Annotated in this window: 24 protein-coding genes; 19 read left to right on the top strand and 5 right to left on the bottom strand. The window is 62.1% G+C overall.

Translation table 11 applies throughout. The annotated features are described in order from the left end of the window. Nucleotide 1 precedes the first annotated feature (1 nt). Both CLU90_RS26780 and CLU90_RS26785 read right to left on the bottom strand, forming a co-directional pair. On the bottom strand, nt 2-1,168 hold the full coding sequence (locus CLU90_RS26780) for an efflux RND transporter periplasmic adaptor subunit (protein WP_023123862.1): 1,167 nt from the start codon (nt 1,166-1,168) through the stop codon (nt 2-4). Then, entirely contained in the window at nt 1,168-1,803 is a 636-nt protein-coding gene (locus CLU90_RS26785) for a TetR/AcrR family transcriptional regulator (RefSeq protein WP_022652140.1), read from the bottom strand. Before CLU90_RS26785 ends, CLU90_RS26780 begins: the two co-directional genes overlap by 1 nt. 109 nt (nt 1,804-1,912) lie before the next feature. Here CLU90_RS26785 and CLU90_RS26790 point away from each other — a divergent pair, with 109 nt between their 5' ends. The 17 genes from CLU90_RS26790 (at nt 1,913) to CLU90_RS26870 (ending at nt 18,015) form a co-directional block, all read left to right on the top strand. Further along, on the top strand, nt 1,913-3,337 hold the full coding sequence (locus CLU90_RS26790; RefSeq protein WP_092937913.1) for an efflux transporter outer membrane subunit: 1,425 nt from the start codon (nt 1,913-1,915) through the stop codon (nt 3,335-3,337). A gap of 74 nt (nt 3,338-3,411) precedes the next feature. Next, nucleotides 3,412-4,356, top strand: coding sequence for a LysR family transcriptional regulator (locus tag CLU90_RS26795; RefSeq protein ID WP_004883081.1), 945 nt, complete (start codon nt 3,412-3,414; stop codon nt 4,354-4,356). Continuing rightward, nucleotides 4,353-4,628, top strand: a complete 276-nt coding sequence (locus CLU90_RS26800; protein ID WP_004883082.1) for an EexN family lipoprotein — start codon at nt 4,353-4,355, stop codon at nt 4,626-4,628. Before CLU90_RS26795 ends, CLU90_RS26800 begins: the two co-directional genes overlap by 4 nt. A 282-nt stretch (nt 4,629-4,910) precedes the next feature. Next, on the top strand, nt 4,911-6,926 hold the full coding sequence (locus CLU90_RS26805; protein ID WP_004883083.1) for a conjugal transfer protein TraG: 2,016 nt from the start codon (nt 4,911-4,913) through the stop codon (nt 6,924-6,926). Continuing rightward, nucleotides 6,923-7,387 (top strand): ribbon-helix-helix protein, CopG family, encoded by a 465-nt coding sequence (locus CLU90_RS26810; RefSeq protein ID WP_004883086.1) that lies wholly within the window; start codon nt 6,923-6,925, stop codon nt 7,385-7,387. The genes CLU90_RS26805 and CLU90_RS26810 overlap by 4 nt, the downstream gene beginning before the upstream one ends. Continuing rightward, on the top strand, nt 7,384-8,451 hold the full coding sequence (gene trbB / locus CLU90_RS26815; RefSeq protein ID WP_004883088.1) for a P-type conjugative transfer ATPase TrbB: 1,068 nt from the start codon (nt 7,384-7,386) through the stop codon (nt 8,449-8,451). The genes CLU90_RS26810 and trbB overlap by 4 nt, the downstream gene beginning before the upstream one ends. Beyond that, complete coding sequence (locus tag CLU90_RS26820; RefSeq protein ID WP_004883090.1) at nt 8,448-8,831, top strand: TrbC/VirB2 family protein; 384 nt, start codon at nt 8,448-8,450, stop codon at nt 8,829-8,831. Before trbB ends, CLU90_RS26820 begins: the two co-directional genes overlap by 4 nt. Beyond that, nucleotides 8,828-9,100: a VirB3 family type IV secretion system protein gene (locus CLU90_RS26825; protein ID WP_004883097.1), complete on the top strand. Its 273-nt coding sequence runs from the start codon at nt 8,828-8,830 to the stop codon at nt 9,098-9,100. The genes CLU90_RS26820 and CLU90_RS26825 overlap by 4 nt, the downstream gene beginning before the upstream one ends. An 11-nt stretch (nt 9,101-9,111) precedes the next feature. Then, nucleotides 9,112-11,562 carry a conjugal transfer protein TrbE gene (gene trbE / locus CLU90_RS26830; protein ID WP_004883099.1) on the top strand — a complete coding sequence of 817 codons (2,451 nt, stop codon included), beginning with the start codon at nt 9,112-9,114 and terminating at the stop codon, nt 11,560-11,562. Then, the gene (gene trbJ / locus CLU90_RS26835; protein WP_004883101.1) at nt 11,559-12,296 is read left to right on the top strand and encodes a P-type conjugative transfer protein TrbJ; all 738 of its coding nucleotides are present in this window, start codon (nt 11,559-11,561) and stop codon (nt 12,294-12,296) included. Before trbE ends, trbJ begins: the two co-directional genes overlap by 4 nt. A 12-nt stretch (nt 12,297-12,308) precedes the next feature. Beyond that, a complete protein-coding gene (locus CLU90_RS26840) occupies nt 12,309-12,635 on the top strand; it encodes a hypothetical protein (protein ID WP_004883103.1) in 327 nt (108 codons plus the stop codon). Beyond that, nucleotides 12,632-13,996 (top strand): P-type conjugative transfer protein TrbL, encoded by a 1,365-nt coding sequence (gene trbL / locus CLU90_RS26845; protein ID WP_004883106.1) that lies wholly within the window; start codon nt 12,632-12,634, stop codon nt 13,994-13,996. The genes CLU90_RS26840 and trbL overlap by 4 nt, the downstream gene beginning before the upstream one ends. A 29-nt stretch (nt 13,997-14,025) precedes the next feature. Next, a complete protein-coding gene (gene trbF, locus CLU90_RS26850; protein ID WP_004883108.1) occupies nt 14,026-14,730 on the top strand; it encodes a conjugal transfer protein TrbF in 705 nt (234 codons plus the stop codon). Further along, nucleotides 14,727-15,719 carry a P-type conjugative transfer protein TrbG gene (trbG, locus tag CLU90_RS26855; protein WP_100429259.1) on the top strand — a complete coding sequence of 331 codons (993 nt, stop codon included), beginning with the start codon at nt 14,727-14,729 and terminating at the stop codon, nt 15,717-15,719. The genes trbF and trbG overlap by 4 nt, the downstream gene beginning before the upstream one ends. Nucleotides 15,720-15,721: 2 nt before the next feature. After that, a complete protein-coding gene (locus CLU90_RS26860) occupies nt 15,722-17,002 on the top strand; it encodes a TrbI/VirB10 family protein (RefSeq protein ID WP_004883119.1) in 1,281 nt (426 codons plus the stop codon). Further along, entirely contained in the window at nt 16,999-17,241 is a 243-nt protein-coding gene (locus CLU90_RS26865) for a DUF2274 domain-containing protein (RefSeq protein ID WP_004883121.1), read from the top strand. Before CLU90_RS26860 ends, CLU90_RS26865 begins: the two co-directional genes overlap by 4 nt. Nucleotides 17,242-17,742: 501 nt before the next feature. Then, on the top strand, nt 17,743-18,015 hold the full coding sequence (locus CLU90_RS26870; RefSeq protein ID WP_092718045.1) for a DUF4242 domain-containing protein: 273 nt from the start codon (nt 17,743-17,745) through the stop codon (nt 18,013-18,015). 194 nt (nt 18,016-18,209) lie between these two features. Here CLU90_RS26870 and CLU90_RS29520 read toward each other — a convergent pair whose 3' ends face one another. Together CLU90_RS29520 and CLU90_RS29525 are read right to left on the bottom strand one after the other, a co-directional pair. Beyond that, on the bottom strand, nt 18,210-18,569 hold the full coding sequence (locus CLU90_RS29520; protein ID WP_157808905.1) for a hypothetical protein: 360 nt from the start codon (nt 18,567-18,569) through the stop codon (nt 18,210-18,212). Between the two features lie 68 nt (nt 18,570-18,637). Continuing rightward, nucleotides 18,638-19,384 (bottom strand): hypothetical protein, encoded by a 747-nt coding sequence (locus tag CLU90_RS29525; protein WP_157808906.1) that lies wholly within the window; start codon nt 19,382-19,384, stop codon nt 18,638-18,640. Nucleotides 19,385-19,672: 288 nt separating this feature from the next. Here CLU90_RS29525 and CLU90_RS26880 point away from each other — a divergent pair, with 288 nt between their 5' ends. After that, nucleotides 19,673-19,876, top strand: coding sequence for a DUF3079 domain-containing protein (locus CLU90_RS26880; protein WP_092718231.1), 204 nt, complete (start codon nt 19,673-19,675; stop codon nt 19,874-19,876). A 64-nt stretch (nt 19,877-19,940) separates the two neighbouring features. Continuing rightward, a complete protein-coding gene (locus CLU90_RS26885) occupies nt 19,941-20,438 on the top strand; it encodes a prolyl-tRNA synthetase associated domain-containing protein (RefSeq protein ID WP_157808907.1) in 498 nt (165 codons plus the stop codon). Here the strand turns inward: CLU90_RS26885 and CLU90_RS30230 are convergent. Further along, nucleotides 20,432-20,587, bottom strand: a complete 156-nt coding sequence (locus tag CLU90_RS30230; RefSeq protein WP_442906753.1) for a hypothetical protein — start codon at nt 20,585-20,587, stop codon at nt 20,432-20,434. The genes CLU90_RS26885 and CLU90_RS30230 overlap by 7 nt on opposite strands. Between the last annotated feature and the right edge of the window lie 317 nt (nt 20,588-20,904).

A 20,904-nucleotide genomic window follows, 5' to 3' on the forward strand; every position in this document is an offset into this window, starting at 1 on the left:
GTCAGCGTCCGGCCAATTGGGTCGTGGCCTTGAGTGGGGTGACTTGTTGCTCGTTCGTCAGCCAACTCGCGCCAGCCGCGACTACCATCTCGCCGCGCTTCAGGCCGCCCACAACGCGAACGTTGTCGCCGCCTGGCTCGCTCTGGAATTGCACTTCCCGGCGGTGCACCTTCTTTCCGGTCACGTCATATACAAACACTGCGGCTTGTCCTGCTTTCTCACTGAGCACCAGTGCCGAATAGGGAAGCATCAGACGATCTGGTGAGGCATCCTTCGCTTCCGGTGCCTTCAGCAATACTTGAACGGCAGACCCGGGTCGAAGACTGCGCGCAAGAGTAGCATCTTGAGGAACGAGCACGACAGGTAAAAGTGAGCCATTTTCAGCACGCAAGCCGATGCGTTGTACCGAAGCACGAACGGGACTTGCTGACTCGCTCAGGCGCAGTTCGGCGACCTGCCCAATTTTGATATTTGCCGCCTGGGTCGTCGATGCAGTCGCAAGGACTTCTACGCCGCTGCGTAGTCCATCCACTTGAAGCACCGGCGCTCCGGCTGCAATATCTGTGAACGGCAGAGCGAGTTTCTCCGCGACGACGCCGTCGAATGGCGCATGAATGGCGGCCCCCCTTCGCGCACGCTCGGCAAGGCCGAATGCGGCCTTTGCATTGCGCACCTGGCCTTCAGCTGCAACCAACTGTGCTTTCACACTCTCGAATGCAGCCGGGGAGATTACGTTGCCCTCAAGCAGCCCCCTTTGCTGCGTTGTCTGCACGATTCTGTCTGCCAATGCGGCTTCCGCAGCAGCGAGTGTCGCCCGAGCCTGTTCTAGGCGGAGTTGCTCGGGCTGAACATCCAACTCAGCCAGAAGCTGTCCGCGAGAGAAGCGATCTCCCACGTCCACATGAAGCTTGCTGATACGCCCGCCAGTCTCGAACCCCAAGGTACTCCGCTCACTGGAGCGAGCTAGACCACTCAATTCAATGCGATTGGCCACAGAACCTACATCCCCCACCGTGAGCAGCTTGACCGCTCGCGGTGGATCGGAAGCAGGCTCCTTCTGACTACCACAGCCGGCAAGCGATGCGAGCAGAACAAACGCGAGGCCGACTTTCTGCATTTGCCAGGACTGGGATTTAAAGGGAGTGCAAGACACGGGAAGGCCTTTCATCAGCGTTTATCAATAGGGGTGAGTTCCAGTTCGCCGCGGGCGAGCGCCTGGAGGGTGTGCATGAGTCGAGAAAGGTCTTCGGCAGCAAACGTCGGAAAACCCATCATTTCGGCGAGGAAGACTCCGTCCAAGGCAAATAGAACGATTCCGGCGATATCGGTGCCGCGTGGAGATTTGCTCGCGTTCTCGTACTGCCTGCGGTACCAGCCGCGCACAGGCTCAAGCAGCGTGGGGTCTTCAGCCACGGCCGCCAGCAATGCAGCGCTCATCTTTTGCATCCCGCCGTCAGGCATAGCCGAGACCTGGCTGGATAGCCAAGGGTCTGGATCGCCGACGAATGGCAGCTCTCGCTCTTCCTGCCCGCCATCAAACGCCGAGACCTGGTCATCAATCATCGTGAGGAGCAGATCGCGCTTGGTCTTGAAGTGGTACAGGAACGCACCTTTGCTCATTCCTGCCCGTGCAACGACCGCGTCAAGCGTTAGGTGCCCGGCACCTCCCTCCATGACTACGTCACGCGCAGCTTGAAGGATGCGCTCCCGTGTTTGTTGCGCTTTCTTAGAGATGGAGGGGGCTTCAGCGCCGTTGTCCGCCGAATGCGACTCCTCTGGGCTTGATTTCATACGAGTTGCCATGGTGAAACTCCAAAGATGCTTGATTTTTGAATCGTCTGGACGGTATAGTACACGCCATGAACTATGCCCGTCAAGACGGCCTCCTCAATTCACAACCTAGTGGCTCAACATGTCCGATCCCTACGCCCGCCGCGGCCTTACTGCTGTTGCATTCCTATCGATCACGCTTCTCGCCGCGTGCAGCCACTCGCCTCACAGGGTGGAGACATCACGCGTTGAGGTTCCGGCCAAATTCATGAACGAAGCGGGTCTGGCTGTGCAGCAGGTGCCAGCACAAGCACTCCCGGCCGAGTGGTGGACGGCGTACGGTGATCCGCTGATTGACGCGCTGGTGCGCAACGCGCTGGAGCACAACACCGATCTCGCTATTGCAAGAGCGCGGATTGATGAAGCTGTGGCGATCACCCGACGTACACGCGCTTCAATGTTCCCTAGCTTGGCGCTCACGCCCCAAGCAACGCGCGCGCGCGACTTTTCTTTGGCACCGACCATCAGCAGCGATGCCAGGCTTCCGCTGTCGGCTTCATGGGAAGTTGATCTAGCGGGCCGCCTCTCGCATGCCGCTGATGGCGCACGGATGGACGCAGTTGCTGTCGAACAGAACTGGTTCGCGACACGTTGGCAGATCGCCTTTGAGACAGTGTCCGCTGCACTGCAGCAGCGGCAGGCGGCAGAGCTGGAAGATCTGGCAAAAGAGCGACTTCAAGTCGCCGAGCGCCTTGAGCGTCTGACAGAGCAGAAGTTCAAGGCAGGTCAAGCTACGGGCTTTGACATTGAACGCACGCGTTCCGAGGTCATCGCCCTCCGGGTGGAGCAAGAGCAGTTGCGACGCGTACGCGGCGAAGCAACGCATGCCTTGGATGTGCTCGTTGGCCGGATTCCGGGGGCGCTTGGCAGCGGTCCTGCGCTTGCCTCTCTCACCATGCCCGATTGGACTCCCAGAAGCGTGCCAGGCGAATTGCTGCAGCAGCGCCCCGACGTCAGAGCCGCGCAGGCGCGTCTTGCAGCGGCGACGGCGCGATGGAACGCAGCAGAAGGCGAGCGGCTCCCCAAACTTGTGCTCGATTTGAGTGGTGGGCGCCAACGCTTCGAGAACAACGGAACACGTGTGGCAGGGAACATTTTCTCTCTGGGCTTGGGTGTGACGCTTCCGATCTTTGACGGTGGAGCAATACAAGCGGGAATCGACGAGGGCTCAGCACGCAGTCGCGGCGCACAGGCTGACCTGGAACGCACGGTTTTGCTTGCGCTTCAGGATGTGGAGAACGCTTATCTGGGCTGGCAGACCCAGCGGACTTCTCTGCAGCATCAGGTCGATGGTCTTGTCGTCGCTGATCGACTCCTTGACCGCAGTCGACGCCTCTTTGAGGCGGGACAGGTGGATGCGACCGTTGTTGCAGAAGCGGAGCGTGGCACCTTGTCCCAGCGAGCGGCTCTGGTCCGTGCTCGCGCCGACGCAGCCGTGCAATGGGGTGTTCTCGCTAAAGCGCTTTCTGGTTCGCCAGAGCATGTGAATCTGCAATCTTCACCCTGAGTCCTTGAGTTGGAAGAACGCAGCATGGCAGCGAGTTTTAAATACTGAATAGATCGACGATTAGTAGGGGACGCATGGAAATTCGACATCTACGTTGTTTTATGGCGCTCGCCGAGGAACTTCACTTCGCTCGCGCCGCTGCGAAACTGCATATTGAGCAGTCCCCACTGTCTCGCACGATCAAAGAACTCGAAGAGGAGTTAGGAGCACAGCTCTTTATTCGGAACACGAGAAGCACGCGTTTGACACGAGCTGGGTTGATGCTCATGGAGCACGCACCTCGGGTGTTCGCATCCTTGCAACAGGCGCGGGACTGCGTGAAGGCAGCAAAAAATGGCTTTCATGGACAACTCCGCGTCGCCTTGTCAGACGGCGCAACACTACTGTGCTTACCAGCCCTATTGGCGTTGTGTCGCGAGGAGGAGCCCGAGGTTGAGATTCGCTTTTTTGAGGTGCCACTATCCCAACAAATCAAAGGATTGCACGACGACCTGTATGACGTCGGCTTTGCACAGTCCGACGACGTAGGTGATGGAATCGTCGCACTTCCCGCGTGGACTGACACGCTTATGGTGGCGCTGCCAGCTCGGCATCCGTTGCTGGCTCTTAAGCGAATTCCATTGGATGAACTGCTGCGCTACCCGCTAGTGCTATCTGATCCTCAAGTGTGCGAGGGCCACGCCAAGCACATTGAGCGAGTACTTAGCCGGGCTGAAATGCAGCCTCTAGTTGCCGAGCGGGTTACCACTTTCGACCTGATGATGGCGTTGGTATCTGCCGGTTTTGCACTCGGACTTACAGGGGCTGCACACATTGCAGCCTCCCGAGAGCCAGGAGTCGTGGCGAGGCCGCTTTCGACACGCGTACCACCTTTGACGACCTATCTACTCAGACTTGAAGGCGATCCGTTTGACGAGCTTGCGCGCTTCATTCAGCGAGTACAGGCCATCGAATTGCCAGAGTTTCTCAGGTCAACAAAAAGCCGAAATCCCGATCTTCCGGAGGAATTGATGCCATGAGACTCGCCATCACGCTCGTCGCTGCAATGCTAGTCGCATGCGGTCAATCTGATAAACCGCACAAAGCCACTAGTGCAGAAAAGAAAACCCCGACAGTAGAAGAGCTGGTGGCAGACCCGGAACAGCTCAAGAAGTTGCGCCAGCAATGCAAGACGGATCGGCCTACTTTGGGCGAACTGCTTTGCAACCGGGTAGCGGAGGCAACACGTAAGCGGTTCTACGGTGACGGAAAAACGCCATACACACCGCCCAAAGAATCCCCCAAATTCTGAAATTCAGCAATTCAGCAATTCAGCAATTCAGCAATTCAGCAATTCAGCAATTCAGCAATTCGCTAGTCTGCCTGAATCTTCTGTTCGGCACGCTGATATTCGCCGGCGCTTACGGAGTCACTCCCTGGCTAGACACAGCGCGAATTCATTCTTTCTTATCGACCTTTCTGCCCCAAACGGTCTTTGACCGGCACTAAGCCAGCACCGATCCTGACGCCTGCGGCACATTTCTAAGCCGCGTTTCCCAAGGGAATCAGCGTAGGAGAGATTGGAGGCGGGGCTATGCAAGGTACGAATGTGCTGTTCGGTCAGATAGCCGTGGTATTCGGCATCGTGATCGCGGGTGTGTGGGGCGCCACACAATGGACGGCAGCAGCCCTTGGCTATCAGGTACGCCTTGGCTCCCCCTGGTTTGATTTCCTCGGCACACCGATCTACCTCCCGTGGAAGCTGTTTGAGTGGTGGTTCTTCTTCGATGCCTACGCGCCACGCGTTTTCGACACGGGCGGTGCCATAGCGGGTGGCAGTGGCTTGCTGGCGGTGGTGGTCGCAGTCTGCATGTCGATCTGGCGCTCTCGTCAATCACGCCTAGTCACGACCTATGGCTCGGCACGCTGGGCAAGTACGGAGGACATTCGCAAAGCCGGCCTTACGCAGCCGATCGGCGTGTTCCTCGGTCAGCACGATGGCAAGTACCTTCGGCATGAAGGCCCGGAACACATCCTCACTTTCGCGCCCACGCGCTCAGGCAAAGGCGTCGGCCTTGTGGTGCCGACGCTGCTTTCTTGGCCTGCATCCGCCGTAGTCCACGACATCAAGGGCGAGAATTGGCAGATCACCGCAGGTTGGCGCTCACGCTACTCACACTGCCTGCTGTTCAATCCGACCGATGCGAAGTCGGCGGCCTACAACCCGCTGCTAGAAGTTCGGCGCGGCGCACATGAAGTGCGTGACGTACAGAACATAGCCGACATTCTGGTCGATCCAGAAGGCGCGCTTGAGAAGCGCAACCATTGGGAGAAGACTTCGCACGCGCTGCTGGTCGGGGCCATCCTGCATGTGCTCTACGCGGGCGAGGACAAGACGCTGCGCGGCGTCGCCAATTTCCTCTCCGATCCGGCCAGCCCCTTCGAGCTGACCTTGCACCGGATGATGACCACACAGCACCTCGTGAACGTGGAAGGTGGTGGCCCGCATCCAGTCGTCGCTTCGGCGGCGCGCGAAGTGCTCAACAAGTCGGACAACGAGCGTTCCGGCGTGTTGAGCACCGCCATGTCGTTCCTGGGCCTCTACCGCGACCCCACGGTGGCCGAAGTCACCTCGCGCTGCGACTGGCGTATCGCCGACCTGATCGCGTCCGAGCATCCGGTGTCGCTTTATCTGGTAGTGCCACCTTCGGATATTTCGCGGACGAAACCGCTCATTCGCCTGATCCTCAACCAGATCGGCCGACGGCTCACCGAATCGCTCGACGGCAGCGACGGCATCGAACGCCGCCACAAGCTGCTGCTGATGCTCGATGAGTTCCCGGCGCTGGGCCGCCTGGACTTCTTCGAGACGGCGCTTGCCTTCATGGCGGGCTACGGAATCCGCAGTTTTCTTATCGCCCAATCGCTCAACCAGATCGACAAAGCCTACGGCCAGAACCATTCGATTCTGGATAACTGCCATGTCCGCGTGACGTTCGCCACCAACGATGAACGCACTGCGAAACGGATCTCCGAAACGCTTGGCACCGCTACCGAACTGCGCGCGCAGCGCAACTATGCCGGGCACAGATTGGCACCGTGGCTGGGGCACCTCATGGTGTCGCGGCAGGAGACGGCCCGCCCGCTACTGACGCCCGGTGAAGTGATGCAGCTTCCGACTGAGGAAGCTGTGGTGATGGTGTCCAGCGTGGCACCGATCAAGGCCAAGAAGCTGCGCTACTACGCCGACGCGAATTTCAAGAACCGCGTTTTACCGCCGCCTGTGCTCGCGGCCGGGCAATACGCGGACGCGCCACCGGCCCGGCCCGACGACTGGAGCGGCCTATCGATCCCAGCCGTGTCAACGGTCCGGGCTGCGGGCCTGTCCGGCGATGGCACAGGCACCGCCGATGACGGCGGCCCACGCCGACAGCCGGAGCTATCCGAAGTCAGCGAATACAGCCCCGAACCGCTGCTCGCCGGCCATGACCTGACTCTGCTCGATGACGACGACGACCTGCCGCTGCCGCTTCCCGGCCAGCTCGACCCGGCCATGCAGCGCACGGCCCGGCTGGCTTCCCTCGACCCCAACGACGGAATCGACTTATGAGCCAATACCGCCTCAATCTGTTCATTCAGCCCGAGCACGCCAAGCGTCTCGAAGAACTGGCCGCCAAGAAAGGCGTGTCCAAGTCGTCCATTGTCGCGGCGGCGCTCGCGTCGTGGCTATCGCCCGATGCTGGCGACCAGCGCGAGGCGGCCATCGCCAAGCGGCTCGATCGCCTGTCGCGGCAGGCCGAGCGCATGGAGCGCGACCAGAACATCCAGATCGAAACACTGGCGCTGTTCATCCGCTACTTCCTGACCGTCAGCACCCCGATTCCCGAAGCCCATCAGGACGCAGCTCGCGCCCAAGGCAAAGCGCGTTTCGAGCAATTCGTGGAGCGGCTCGGCCGCCACCTGCTGCGTGGCCGCAGCCTGGTGCGCGACGTTGTGGAAGAACTGCACCCAGACCCGGCGCGAATGGATGACGCGGAGGCACTGGCTGAAGCGCAGGAGCGTGCCTCATGAGCGCCATTCCGCAAACCCCGCCCGAACTCTCATCCGCCGCAACCTCTCTGGATCGCCGTATCCAGATGCTGCGCACGGCAATGGGGCCAGTCATCGCCGCTGCGCTGGCCGACCCCGACGTGGTGGAAATCATGCTCAACCCCGACCGCACCCTATGGGTGGATCGGTTGTCATCGGGCCGCATGCCGCTGGGCGTGGAGCTGTCCCAAGACGATGGCGAACGCATCATCCGGCTGGTGGCTGCGCACGTCGGCGCAGAGGTGCATCGCGGGCGGCCGCTGCTGACCGCCGAGCTGCCCGAAACCGGCGAGCGGTTCGAGGGCATCTTGCCGCCCGCAGCGCCCGGCCCAGCCTTCGCGCTGCGCAAGCGCGCCGTGAGCATCATCGGGCTGGATCGCTATGTGGCCGACGGCATCTTGACCACAGGCCAGGCCGAGTTCCTGCGCCGCGCCGTGCGTGAGCGCCAGAACATCCTGATCGCCGGGGCGACGAGCAGCGGCAAAACCACACTCGCCAATGCCTTGCTTGCGGAGATCGCCGCCACGGGCGACCGCGTGCTTGTGCTCGAAGACACCATCGAGCTGCAATGCGCAGCCCGCGACCATGTGCCGCTGCGCACCCGCGCTGGCGTCGTGTCTATGACCGAGCTGGTGCGGGCCACGATGCGCCTGCGCCCCGACCGCGTGATCGTCGGCGAGGTACGCGGCGGCGAAGCCCTGGACTTGGTTAAGGTGTGGGGCACCGGCCACCCCGGCGGCATCGCCACCATCCACGCCGGTTCCGCGCTGGGCGCGCTGCTGCGCCTCGAACAGTTGATTCTTGAAGTGGCGGTGAACCCACCGCGTGCGCTGATCGCCGAGGCGGTCAACGTCGTGATCCACATCGCCGGGCGTGGCCGCAAGCGCCGCGTCGAAAGCATCGCCCGTGTCGTCGGTTTCGACGGCACCGGCTATCGCCTGGCGGACGCGCTGGAAACACCGTTTCCCGAGCTGATGCCGGTTCCTCTCGCAGCCGATGCCGCTGCGCCTTCCTCGTCCCTTGACCTACCTGGAGAACTGCCATGACGCAGATGCACGTTCACGCTTTCCGTAATTCCGTAAATCCGGTTTCAACCATCGCACGCCTGCGGCGGCTGGCCGGCCCCGCGCACCACGGCCTGCTGCTGGCCGCAGTCATGCTGATGACGGCGGGCACGGCGAAGGCATCCGGCTCCTCGATGCCGTGGGAAGGCCCGCTGCAATCCATTCTGGAGTCGATTCAGGGGCCGGTGGCACGCATCGTCGCGGTCATCATCATCATCGCCACGGGCCTCGCGCTCGCCTTCGGCGACACGTCGGGCGGCTTTCGCAAGCTGATCCAGATCGTGTTCGGTTTGAGCATCGCGTTCGCCGCGTCCTCGTTCTTCCTGTCGTTCTTCAGCTTCTCCGGCGGGGCTGTCGTATGAGTGGCCCGGATAGCTTCGCGGCCGGCTTCGAGGTGCCGCTACATCGCTCGCTGACCGAGCCGCTCTTGATGGGCGGCGCACCGCGCACGGTGGCGATTGCCAACGGCACGCTAGCCGCTGCCGTCGGGCTGGGCCTGCAACTCTGGATTCCTGGCGTAGTGCTCTGGATCGTCGGTCACTCGCTGGCCGTGTGGGGCGCGAGGGTCGATCCGCAGTTCATGCAGGTCTTCGCCCGGCACATCAAGCACAAGCCGCTGCTGGACGTGTAGGAGACGCCGCCATGCTTAACCTTGCCGAATACCGCCAGCGGCCCGCCTTGCTGGCCGACTGGCTTCCCTGGGCTGGGCTGATCGCGCCGGGCGTGGTGCTGAACAAGGATGGCTCGTTTCAGCGCACGGCGCGCTTTCGCGGGCCTGATCTGGACAGCGCCACGCAGGGCGAATTGATCGCCACGACGGCACGGCTAAACAACGCGTTGCGCCGGCTGGGTTCGGGCTGGGCGCTGTTCGTGGAAGCCGAGCGCCAGTCGGCCGCGGACTATCCGCATTCCGACTTTCCCGAACCGCTGTCCTGGCTGGTGGACGAAGAACGCCGCGCTGCCTTTGAGGAATCGGGGAACCACTACGAAAGCAGCTATCACCTGACGCTAGCCTATCTGCCGCCGGAGGAATCCCGCGCTCGTGCAGCCAAGCTGCTCTACGAGCACGCGCCGGGCGATGGTGTGGACTGGCGCGGTCGGCTTGACGCCTTCCTGGCAGAAACGGATCGGGTTTTCGACCTGCTCGATGGCGTGATGCCAGAAATCGTCTGGTTGGACGATGCCGCGACGCTGACTTATCTTCACGCCACGGTGTCCACGCGGCGCTACCGGCTGGCCGTGCCCGAGGTGCCTTTCCACCTCGACGCACTGCTGGCCGATTCCGCCCTAGTCGGCGGCCTTGCGCCCATGCTGGGTGACCAGCATCTGCGCGTGGTGTCGGTGCGGGGCTTTCCGACCTCGACCTGGCCGGGCCTGCTGGACGACCTCAATCGCCTGGGCTTTGCCTATCGCTGGAGTACCCGGTTTCTCTGCCTCGATAAAGCCGAGGCGGAAAAGGAGCTGGGCCGCCTGCGTCGCCAGTGGTTTGCGAAACGGAAGAATGTCATTGCGCTACTGCGCGAAACCATCTTCCAGCAGGAATCGCCGCTGGTGGACACGGATGCCAGCAACAAGGCGGCCGACGCGGATGCCGCCTTGCAAGAGCTTGGCAGCGATCAAGTCGCCTTCGGCTACCTCACCGCCACGGTGACGGTGTTCGATGACGACCCTGCCGTAGCCGACGAAAAGCTGCGCATGGTGGAACGTGTCATCCAAGGACGTGGCTTCGTCACCATCCCCGAAACCTTAAATGCAGTCGATGCGTGGCTGTCGTCCATACCAGGCAATGCCTATGCCAACGTGCGCCAGCCCATCGTCTCGACGCTGAATCTGGCGCACATGATGCCGGTGTCCGCCGTGTGGGCTGGGCCGGAGAAAAACGCCCATCTCGACGGCCCGCCGCTGATCGTCACGCGCACGGATGGCGCGACGCCGTTCCGGCTGGTGACGCACATCGGCGACGTGGGGCATACGCTGGTCGCGGGGCCGACGGGCATGGGAAAATCTGTCCTGCTGGCGATGCTCGCCTTGCAGTTCCGCCGCTATGGCGGCTCGCGCATCTTCGCCTTCGACATGGGGCGATCCATGCGGGCGACGGTGCTGGGCCTGGGCGGCGAACACTACGACCTCGGCGCGGACGGCGCCATTGCCTTTCAGCCCTTGGCCCGTATCGACAGCGAAGGCTATCGCACCTGGGCCGCCGAGTGGATCGAAGGCCGCCTGCTGCATGAAGGCGTGACCGTCGGCCCCGACGAGAAAGCCGCCATTTGGTCGGCGCTCGGCAGCCTCGCTGGTGCGCCGGTGGAGCAGCGCACGATGACCGGGCTTTCGGTGCTGCTGCAATCGAACGCGCTGCGGCAGGCATTGTCGCCGTATGTGCTGGGCGGCGCGCACGGCAAGCTACTGGATGCCGACCGCGACCGGCTCGGCAGCGGCGACGTGCAGGGCTTTGAGATGGAAGAGCTAATGCACAGCCCCGCCGCCGTGCAAGCGGTGCTGCGCTACTTGTTCGCCCGCTTCGATGCACGTTTCGACGGTGCTCCCACGCTGCTGATTCTCGATGAAGCCTGGCTATTCCTTGATGAACCGTCCTTCGCGGCACGCATCCGGCAATGGTTGAAAACTCTGCGCAAGAAAAACGTGTCGGTGATCTTCGCCACGCAGTCGCTTGCCGACATCAAGGATTCGACCATCGCGCCCGCGATCATCGAAAGCTGCGCGAGCCGGATTTTCTTGCCCAACCCGCAGGCGACCGAGCCGCAGATTCGCACGGTCTACGAGGGCTTTGGCCTCAACAGTCGGCAAATCGAAATCGTCGCCACCGCGCAGCCCAAGCGCGACTACTACTACCAATCGCGCCTGGGCAATCGTCTGTTCGACCTCGACCTGGGGCCAGCCGCGCTCGCCTTCTCGGGCGCATCCACACCGCAAGACCAACGCGACATTGACCGAGTGCTGACGCAGGCCGGCGCTCCCGGCTTCGCCGGTGCGTGGCTACGCCATCGCGGCCTCGATTGGGCCGCCGACCTGCTGCCGTCCTCGCCGTCGGCGGCTTCTTTCCTCGCTACTCAACCCCTGGAGATTTCGCCATGAAGACCCGTGTACTTTCCGTTTCGCTCGCCGCCGCGCTGGCCGGCTCGCTGATGCTCGCTCAGCCAGCGGCGGCGCTCACTTTCGTTGATCCCGTCAACTTGGTGCAGAACACGCTGACTGCCATCCGCACGCTGGAGCAGATCAACAACCAGATCAACCAGCTCCAGAACGAAGCGCAGATGTTGATGAACCAGGCGCGCAACCTGGCGAATCTCGACTTCAACATCGTCAACCGGCTGCGCTCGACGCTCGCCACGACTGAACGCCTGATTGCCGAGGCGCAAGGGCTGGCCTACGACGTGCAGAGCATGGATGCCACGTTCTCGCGCCTGTACCCGGAGCAGTACGCCGCCACCATCAGCGGCGACCGCATGGCACAGGACGCACGCGAACGCTGGAAGAACACGCTCGACGGCCTGCACACCGCGATGCGGATGCAGGCGCAGGTGTCGCAGAACCTGACGCAAGACGAAAGCGCGCTGGCCGACCTCGTGAGCCAAAGCCAATCGGCCACGGGTGCGCTGCAAGCGATGCAGGCAACGAACCAGCTTCTCGCCTTGCAGGCCAAGCAGTCCATCCAGGCCCAGCAGCTCCAGATCACACAAGACAGGGCGGCCTCGCTGGAGCTGGCGCGGCAGGCAGCGGCCACCGAGCGCGCCCGCGAAGTGCGGCGGCGCTTCCTGGGCACCGGCACGCCGTACACACCGCAGTCCGTCAACTTCTACAACAACTGACGGGAGGCGGCCATGCGATGCGTTCCTGTCCTGCTGGCCGTGCTGCTGACCGCATGCGGCCAGCAGCCGGCTGAAGACCTGACCGCCACCTTGGCCGCCGATCCCGTGCGGCTCAAGGCGCTGCGCGCCCAATGCGCAGCCGACCGGCAAACCGCAGGCGAAGACACCTGTCGCGCCGCTGCCGAAGCCTTCCGGCGGCGCTTCTTCACCGGCCAGACTGGGCCGGACGAATACCGGACGCTGGCAGAACTGCCGCCGATTCCGGCGAGTTTCGACACGCCAACCGACGACGCGCCGGAAGGTGATGCGTCGCTCGCCGCTGCGGAGGACACGCCATGAACGACGTAACGATCATCGACAGATTCCTCGATACCTTCTCGCGCTACATCGACTCCGGTTTCGGTCTGCTGCAAGGCGAAGTCGCGTTCCTGACGGCCACTCTCATTGTCATCGACATGACCATTGCCGGTCTGTATTGGGCCATGAGCCATGCGACCGGCCAGGGCGAGGACGTGATCGCCAAGCTGCTGCGCAAGGTGCTTTACGTCGGTGCCTTCGCCTACATCATCGGTAACTTCAATTGGCTGTCGAGCATCGTGTTCCGCTCGTTCGCCGGGCTAGGCATCACCGCCACTGGCTCGGCCATAACGATGGAGAACTTCTTGCAGCCGGGTCGGCTTGCCAAGACCGGCATCGACGCCGCTGCGCCGATCCTCGACCAGATCGGTGACATGGCCGGCTTCCCCGAAGTGTTCGTGAACCTCGACCCCATCGTGGTGCTGTTCATCGCTTGGCTGGTGGTGATCCTCTGTTTCTTCGTGCTCGCGGTTCAGCTTTTCATCACGTTGATCGAGTTCAAGCTGACCACGCTTGCCGGCTTCGTCTTGATCCCGTTTGCGCTCTGGAACAAAACCTCGTTCCTCGCGGAAAAGGTGCTCGGCAATGTGGTTTCGTCAGGCATCAAGGTCTTGGTGCTGGCGGTAATCGTCGGCATCGGCTCGGGCCTGTTCGCGGAGTTCCAGGTTCATCCCGACGAGCCTTCCATCGACCATGCGCTTGTCGTGATGCTGGCTTCGCTTGCCTTGCTGGCGCTGGGCATCTTCGGCCCCGGCATCGCCACGGGCCTTGTGTCCGGTGCGCCGCAGCTCGGCGCGGGTGCGATGGCGGGCGCTGCCGTCGGCGCGGTAGGCACGGGTGTTGCCATCGGTGCCGCCGCGACCGGCGTGGGCGGTGCCGTCATGGCGGGCGCACGCATGGCCCCGGCCGCCGCAAAGCTGGCCGGGAGCGGCGCACGCGCCGCCACGTCGGCGGCCAGCAGCGCCAAGTCCGCATTCCAGGCCGGTTCCGCCGCTGCGGGCGGCGGGGCTAAAGGCGCGGCTGCGGGCCTCGGCAATGTCGCCAAGACCGGCGCGCAAGCGGCAGGCCGCCGAGCTGCATCGGGCGCTTCCGCTGCCGGTCAGAAGGTGGCCGACTCCTTCCGGGCAGGATGGAACGGTGCGGATGTCGGCGCTGCCGGTTCCGGCCAGGCCGCCGCAGGCGAAGGCGCAGCCAGCGCGCCGAAGCAAGAGCAACCCGCCTGGGCAAAGCGGATGCACCGCCGCCAGCAGATCACCCATGCCGCAACCACCGCAGCCCACACGCTGCGCAGTGGCGACGGCGGCGGCTCAGGGCAAGGCCCAAGCCTGCGCCCCGATGCGTGACCCGATACCTGACCACCAAGGAGAACCCTATGCGATTCAAACGCCCGCAGGTGCGCTATGCCGACACGCCGCAGCCTGCCACCCCGTACCAATCCGCCGCGCAGGTGTGGGACGAGCGCATCGGCTCGGCCCGCGTCCAGGCCAAGAACTGGCGTTTTATGGCCTTCGGCTGCCTCACGCTTGCGCTGCTGATGGCCGGTGGCCTGGTGTGGCGCTCGGCGCAGTCCATCGTCACCCCTTACGTCATCGAGGTCGATCAGTCGGGGCAGGTGCGCGCCGTCGGCGAAGCCGCCACGCCGTACCGGCCCGCCGATGCGCAGATCGCGCACCACCTGGCGCGCTTCGTGACGCTGGTGCGCTCGCTGTCTATCGATCCCATCGTGGTGCGGCAAAACTGGCTGGACGCCTACGACTACACCACCGACAAAGGCGCGGCGGTGCTCAACGACTACGCCAGCAAGAACGATCCTTTCGCCCGTGTTGGCCGCGAGTCGGTGACGGTGCAGATCACCAGCGTGGTACGCGCCAGCGATGCCTCGTTCAACGTCCGTTGGACGGAGCAACGGTTCATCAACGGTGCCCCCGCCGGGACCGAGCGATGGAACGCGGTGCTTTCCACCGTCCTGCAAACCCCGCGCACCGAACAGCGCCTGCGCAAGAACCCGCTGGGTATCTACGTCAACGGCCTGTCGTGGAGCCGCGAACTGGATTCTTCTGAAGGAGCCAAGCCATGAACCTGTCTTTCCGCTTATACGCTTTCGCGCTGACCGTGGTGGCCCTGTCGGGCTGCGCTTCGCAGGGCAAGCCGCCTCCGTCCATTTCGCTCGATGAGCCGGTGCAGGCACAGCCGCTGCCGGAGCCGCCTGCTCCAGTGGAAGTCGTCGCCATGCCCGAGCCGCTGGCGCTGCCAGCGCAGTTGAAGCCGCTGCACGAGTTGGACGCGGCCCCGGCTAAGCCGGAGCCGGCCGATGAGAAGGTGCGCGTTTCCCGTGCCAATGCCGAGGCGCGCATCGCGCCCACGCGCGAGGGCTACGTCAATGCGATTCAGGTGTGGCCCTTCACCGATGGTGCGCTCTTCCAAGTCTATGCCGCGCCGGGACGCGTGACCGTGGTTTCCTTGCAGCCGGGCGAGGAACTAGTGACGGTCGCAGCCGGCGATACCGTGCGCTGGATCGTCGGTGACACGTCCAGCGGCAGCGGCGACGCGATGCGCATCAATGTGCTGGTCAAGCCCATCCGCTCAGGCCTCAAGACGAATTTGGTCATCACCACCAGTCGCAGAACATACCTGCTGGAACTGACCTCGACGGAAAAGGCATGGATGGCGTCGGTGTCCTGGGACTACCCAAAAGACCGGATGTTGGCCTTGCAGCGCCAGTCGCAGGCGGCTAGCGCCGCCGCACCGGTCGATACCGGACTGTCGCTGGAGAAGATCCGCTTCCGATATTCCGTCTCAGGCAGCAATCCGCCGTGGAAGCCGCTGCGCGCCTTCGACGATGGCGAGAAGGTCTATATCCAGTTCCCGCCGGGAATCGCCCAAGGCGAGCTGCCACCGCTGTTCGTCATCGGCGCGCAGGGCGACGGACAACTGGTGAATTACCGTTTTCGCTCGCCTTACTACATCGTGGATCGGCTGTTCGGCGCGGCCGAACTGCGCCTGGGCGGCGACAAGGGTGACGTGGTGCGTATCGAACGCACGGATGGCTTGGCGCGGAGGAACTGACCATGAGCCAGGACGACACTCCCGACCTCGCCACGCCGCATGCGGGCAAGGTGGCACCCGAGGCAGTTGCGCTGCGCGCCCAACCGCGCCCGGTCACGCGCCTGAACCGGCGCACGCTGGCCATCCTCGTCGGCGGTCTCTCGGTCGCTGTGCTCGGCGCGCTGATGTGGTCGCTGCAACCGCAGCGGCGCGGTGCAGGCGAGCAGACCGAGCTTTACAACGTCGATCGCGTCTCGAAGTCCGAAGGGTTGGACGCGCTGCCGGCGGACTACTCGAAGCTGCCGCCCCCCTTGGCGGCATCCGTGCCGGAGTTGGGGCCGCCGCTGCCAGGCGATCTTGGCCCGGCCATTGTGAAGTCGCAGCAGCCGGTGACGGCCGCCTACGCGGCCCCCGGCAACGACCCCAACGACGCGTTGCGCAAGGAAGCCGAAGCAGCAGCGGCATCGGCGGTGTTCTTCCGCTCTGGTTCGCAGAAGGCCGCGCCGGTGGCGCAGACACAGGTAGCCGCTGCGCCGGGCTTCACCGCCAATGCGGCCTTCGACCCGCTGGCGGCCGGGCCTGCGTCGACGGCGGCCCAGCCCGCCGACCCGACCGCCGTGCAGAACCGGCAAGACCAGAAAGAGGCATTCCAGAAAGCCGGAACCACGGAAGCCCGTGATTCCGGCAACCTGACGCTGCCGGCGTCGCCGTATCAGGTCATGGCCGGAACGGTGGTCGCCGGGGCGCTGGTGACGGGCATCAAGTCGGACTTGCCGGGCGATGTGATCGCCACAGTGACGGAGCCGGTCTATGACACGGCTACCGGCAAGTTCCTGCTGATCCCGCAGGGGTCACGCATCCTGGGCAAATACAACAGCCAGGTCAGCTACGGGCAGAGCCGCGTGCAAGTGGTGTGGAACCGGATCATCCTGCCCGACACGTCTTCGCTCAAGCTCGACAACTTGGCCGGCACCGATCCGGCCGGCTACGCCGGCTTGGAAGATGATGTGGATTGGCATTGGGATCGCGTCTTTGCCGGTGCGGCACTGACGACGCTACTGGGCATCGGTGCCGAACTGGCTGCGCCGGAGAACCGGCAGGACGGTGATCGCGTCATCATCGCCGGCCGCGATAGCGCCCAGGACAGCATCAATCAGGTCGGTCAGGAGATGACCCGGCGCAACCTCAACATCCAGCCCACCTTGACGGAGCGCCCCGGCTTGCCGGTTCGCATCATCGTCAACCGCGATCTGGTGCTGCGGCCGTACCAGCCACTTTTCTTCAACAGGGGGACTTCGCGATGACGACGCGCAAGCTACGGCTCGGGCCGCTGCCGAAAACGGAATCCACGAAGCTGACTTTTGCTTGCCCGGCCAGCCTGAAAGCCGACCTCGACCGCTACGCTACGCTGCACGCGCAGACCTACGGCGAGGCGGTCGATGCCACGGTGCTAATTCCGCACATGCTAGAAGCCTTCATGGTCGGAGATCGGGGATTCAGGAAGGGAGGCGCGGGCAAGGCCGCGCCGCCGAAGCCAAGCTGATGATGCCGGTTTCCGCTGGCGGCCATCCCTCAAACGCGCAGCCCAAGGCTGCGCGTTCTTCATTCTGGAGGACGGCGACCGATTGGGCTATGAAGACCAAACGCGGCTACCGCCTGCAGGCAACCGCCCCCGATGCAGCACGCTCGGGCTTTCTACCGCGAAGCTCCTATGTGGCTCCCAGCCCACAACGCCACAGCCCCGCAAGGCGGCCCGAAGTAGAGCCAAACCCGCACCCCATATAGACTTCCGGCCATCAGGCTGATTTCAACAATCGCTTGACTGCGGACATTTTTTATTGCCTGTCGGAAGCGAGCAGGGCGGCGCCCTGCGTGTGAGATTCGCAGGACCGAGCCTACCAACCCATCACGCCCATCGACATTTCATGGCAATTCCAACAACACCAACCCGCCAGCGTAGTGTATAACTAATACATGCCACTGCTGTGTGACGCACGGAACCAGCGAGCCTTGTGCTCGCCCGAAAACCTCAAAGGAGACTGCTATGCCAAAGTACGTTATTGAGCGTGATATTCCCGGGGCTGGAAAGTTGTCAGAGCAAGAACTTCAAGCCATTTCGCAGAAGTCATGCAGTGTATTGAACAAGATGGGACCGCAAATTCAATGGGTCCAGAGTTATGTTACCGGCGATAAAATCTACTGTGTTTACATCGCTGCAAACGAAGAGCTCGTTCGCGAACATGCGCAGCAAGGCGGCTTCCCTGCAAACCGCGTGTCGGAAGTCATCTCAGTGATTGACCCGACTACGGCAGAGTAGTGCCACCCAACAAAGTACTGTAGCTTCGTCCCTGGCCAAGCTTCGCTCTGATAATGCTGAACCTGGCCAGGCCGTTGCCGCCGCGCGGCGGCTTCGCGCGCCGTGGGTGCGTGTTCGATTATCTAATCAGATTTCGACTGAGCCAGCTTTCACGGCACCCAGCGCATCGGTCCGTCCCTTCAACCGTGACCTGATCATTTACGCGCGACCGGCCCCTTGTCGACCGGCACAAAGACTTCCCATTTATGTTGTGGAGTGGGCTTTACAGTCTTGTCGCAACTTACCGCAACATTCGGTCCAGACAGACCATGGCTCTTCGGAACCCATTTCACCCGCAAAGCTGCCGCGCATTTCGCCACCAGAATCTTCCGGTTCGGCTCCAATACCTGCCAGCTTGTTCCATTTTTGGAATTCTCGGCAGCCATGAATTTTACTGCGGCCTCCCTGATCTCGAACAAGCCATGTATGTCACCGCGTGTGCGATCCTCGTCAAGCGTGGCAGCGAGTGCCGATGCGGCACCGGCGGCAAGAAAGCCGACAAGGGCGGTGCACACGCGTTTATTCCATCGTGACGCTAGCAATATATTTACAATCCAAATCGGCATTCCCCACCCTCGTAAAATCAAGCCGCTTCACCCCGTCGATATACAAATTCCTGACGGTCAATACCCTGCGTAACAAAATCCGCATCCGCTGGTATCGTTTCCCAGAAATATACATGTTTAAAGATGGGAATCTTGTTGAATTTTTTGGAGCGGAATATCCATCTGTTTTTCGTGAAATCGCTGTAGCGGTCGCCTTTGAACTGCTTGTGCACGGCGGTGAAGGGAAGCAGTCTTTCCGCAATATCCGGGAAAGAATAATCGGGATGATTGTCCTTGAATTTCTCGAAAATTTCGAATTGATCCCTGCAGATAACTTGAATGGCGGTTTCCGGGAAACGATAGCGCGGCGACCACAGGACGTTCCAGCCTGATTCGATTTCATTGATAAACTTTACCAGGCGCGGTGTCATGATATAGGCGTCCGATTCGATATGGATGATTTTATCCACGCCTAATTCATTTGCCACCTTGACGGAGTGGAGAAAGCTGCGCCACCAGCCAGGGTAGTCGGCCCCGCTTTGTCGTCCCAGATTGTTGTCGAAACGAATGATGAGGTTTTTATCGTCATTCGATGCCAACGGAGCGCTATGGGAAACTGTGTTGATAATGTCTGCGGGTGGAAGGAATGGCGATCCATCATCGATCATTATCTTCTTTACCGCATTGATAGGAATATCTTCGTAGTAATCGAGCCACCGCTGATACCGACTTTCCCATGATGGGGCATCTTTTATAAAGCTGGTGCAGAATATAATGGCTTTCATTTGCTAAGCACATTTCTTGTATTTGAAAGATTCGGTTTATTCATGGTCTGATCATTAAAATTTTCAACTATTTTAACAGGTTGGGGGCGCCAAAATAACTGGATGGACATGCCGGCGATGTGCTTGTTTGCATCATGGCGCCCCTGGCGCCGCCTCCCCCTCGCGGTACAGGCGGTCACCCATTTGTACAGAATTGACCTCGGACAAATTCCTCACTGGAATTCGTTTGACCGCCCCTCGCGCCAGGTCTAGAGTCAACAAGAAGACTTCAACCGACTGCGTCCCCCCATGGCCAAGCCCTTTCCCCTGAATCCCAAGAACCCCGAGCGCATCTGCTGGGGATGCGACAAGTATTGTCCGCCGGACGCCATGCGTTGTGGCAATGGTTCCGAGCGCACGCAGCATCCGATCGAGCTGTTTGGGGAAGGCTGGAATGACTGGGGCCTGGCTGCCGCCGACAAGGAAGAGGCGGAGACAAAATCTGAACAGTGATCGCAAGCGAACCGTGCTGCGACCCGCTACAATTTCCCATCGCATCCGCGCCGAGGAAATGTCCATGCAAGAAACCTTGTTCCGCTGGCTGGAAAGCCATGCCGGCGATTGCCCATTCGTCGAACACCCGGCCGTGCATACCATCGCCGAAGCACTGATCCACGTGCCGCCCATGCCTGGCCTGATGGTGAAGAATCTGTTCGTGCGCGACGAGAAAGGCCGGCGGCATTTTCTCATCATCGTGCCTTTCGACAAGCGTATCGACCTGGCGGCGCTGGGACGCTTGCTGCCGACCAGCAAGCTGAGCATGGCTTCGCCTGAACGCCTGCTGCAGCACCTGGGCATCACGCCAGGGGCCGTCAGCCTGTTTGCGTTGATCCACGACAGCGCGCACGCGGTGGAACTGGTGCTGGACCAGGCCGTGTGGGATGCTGACTCAGTGCAAGCCCACCCGCTGCGCAACACGGCCACGGTGGCGCTGTCGCATGCCGCCGTCGTCGATTTCCTCGCGCATGCGGGTCACGTTCCCCGCATTCTGAACGTACCGGCAGCTATTCAATAGCGTCTTCTCAATGCCCGGCCATGGGCGCACCGCCGCTGCGCCGTCCCGGCCGGAAGCCGTGCGCGGTAAAAGCCGTAGGAGCGCGAGGCGGGGTCGCTGGAGCAGCCGAGGAACAGTCGTTGGTGGCCTTGCGCGCGCAGTTCCGCCATCACCCGTTCCAGCAAGGTCTTGCCGATGCCTAAGCCTTCGAATGCGGGCGAGCTGTTTGGCGAAGGCTGGAATGACTGGGGGCTGGCGGCGGCTGACAAGGAAAAGGACGCGGACAAGAAGACGCCATAAGCCGATGGTGGCCAGGTGGTAAACTGCTTGTCGGCGGCTGAAACCGTCCACTCTTCGCTTTCCTCCGCGAAGCACGACAATCGGCGCATCGCCTGTGCGCTACGCTCATTACATATTGAGCGCGCCAAGGCCGGGCTAAGTGCCTGGGTGAACCATGGGCATCCCCCGTCTGAAAGAAAAAGGGCTG

Origin of the sequence: Janthinobacterium sp. 67, from assembly GCF_002797895.1 — a bacterium.
Taxonomy (GTDB): domain Bacteria; phylum Pseudomonadota; class Gammaproteobacteria; order Burkholderiales; family Burkholderiaceae_D; genus Janthinobacterium.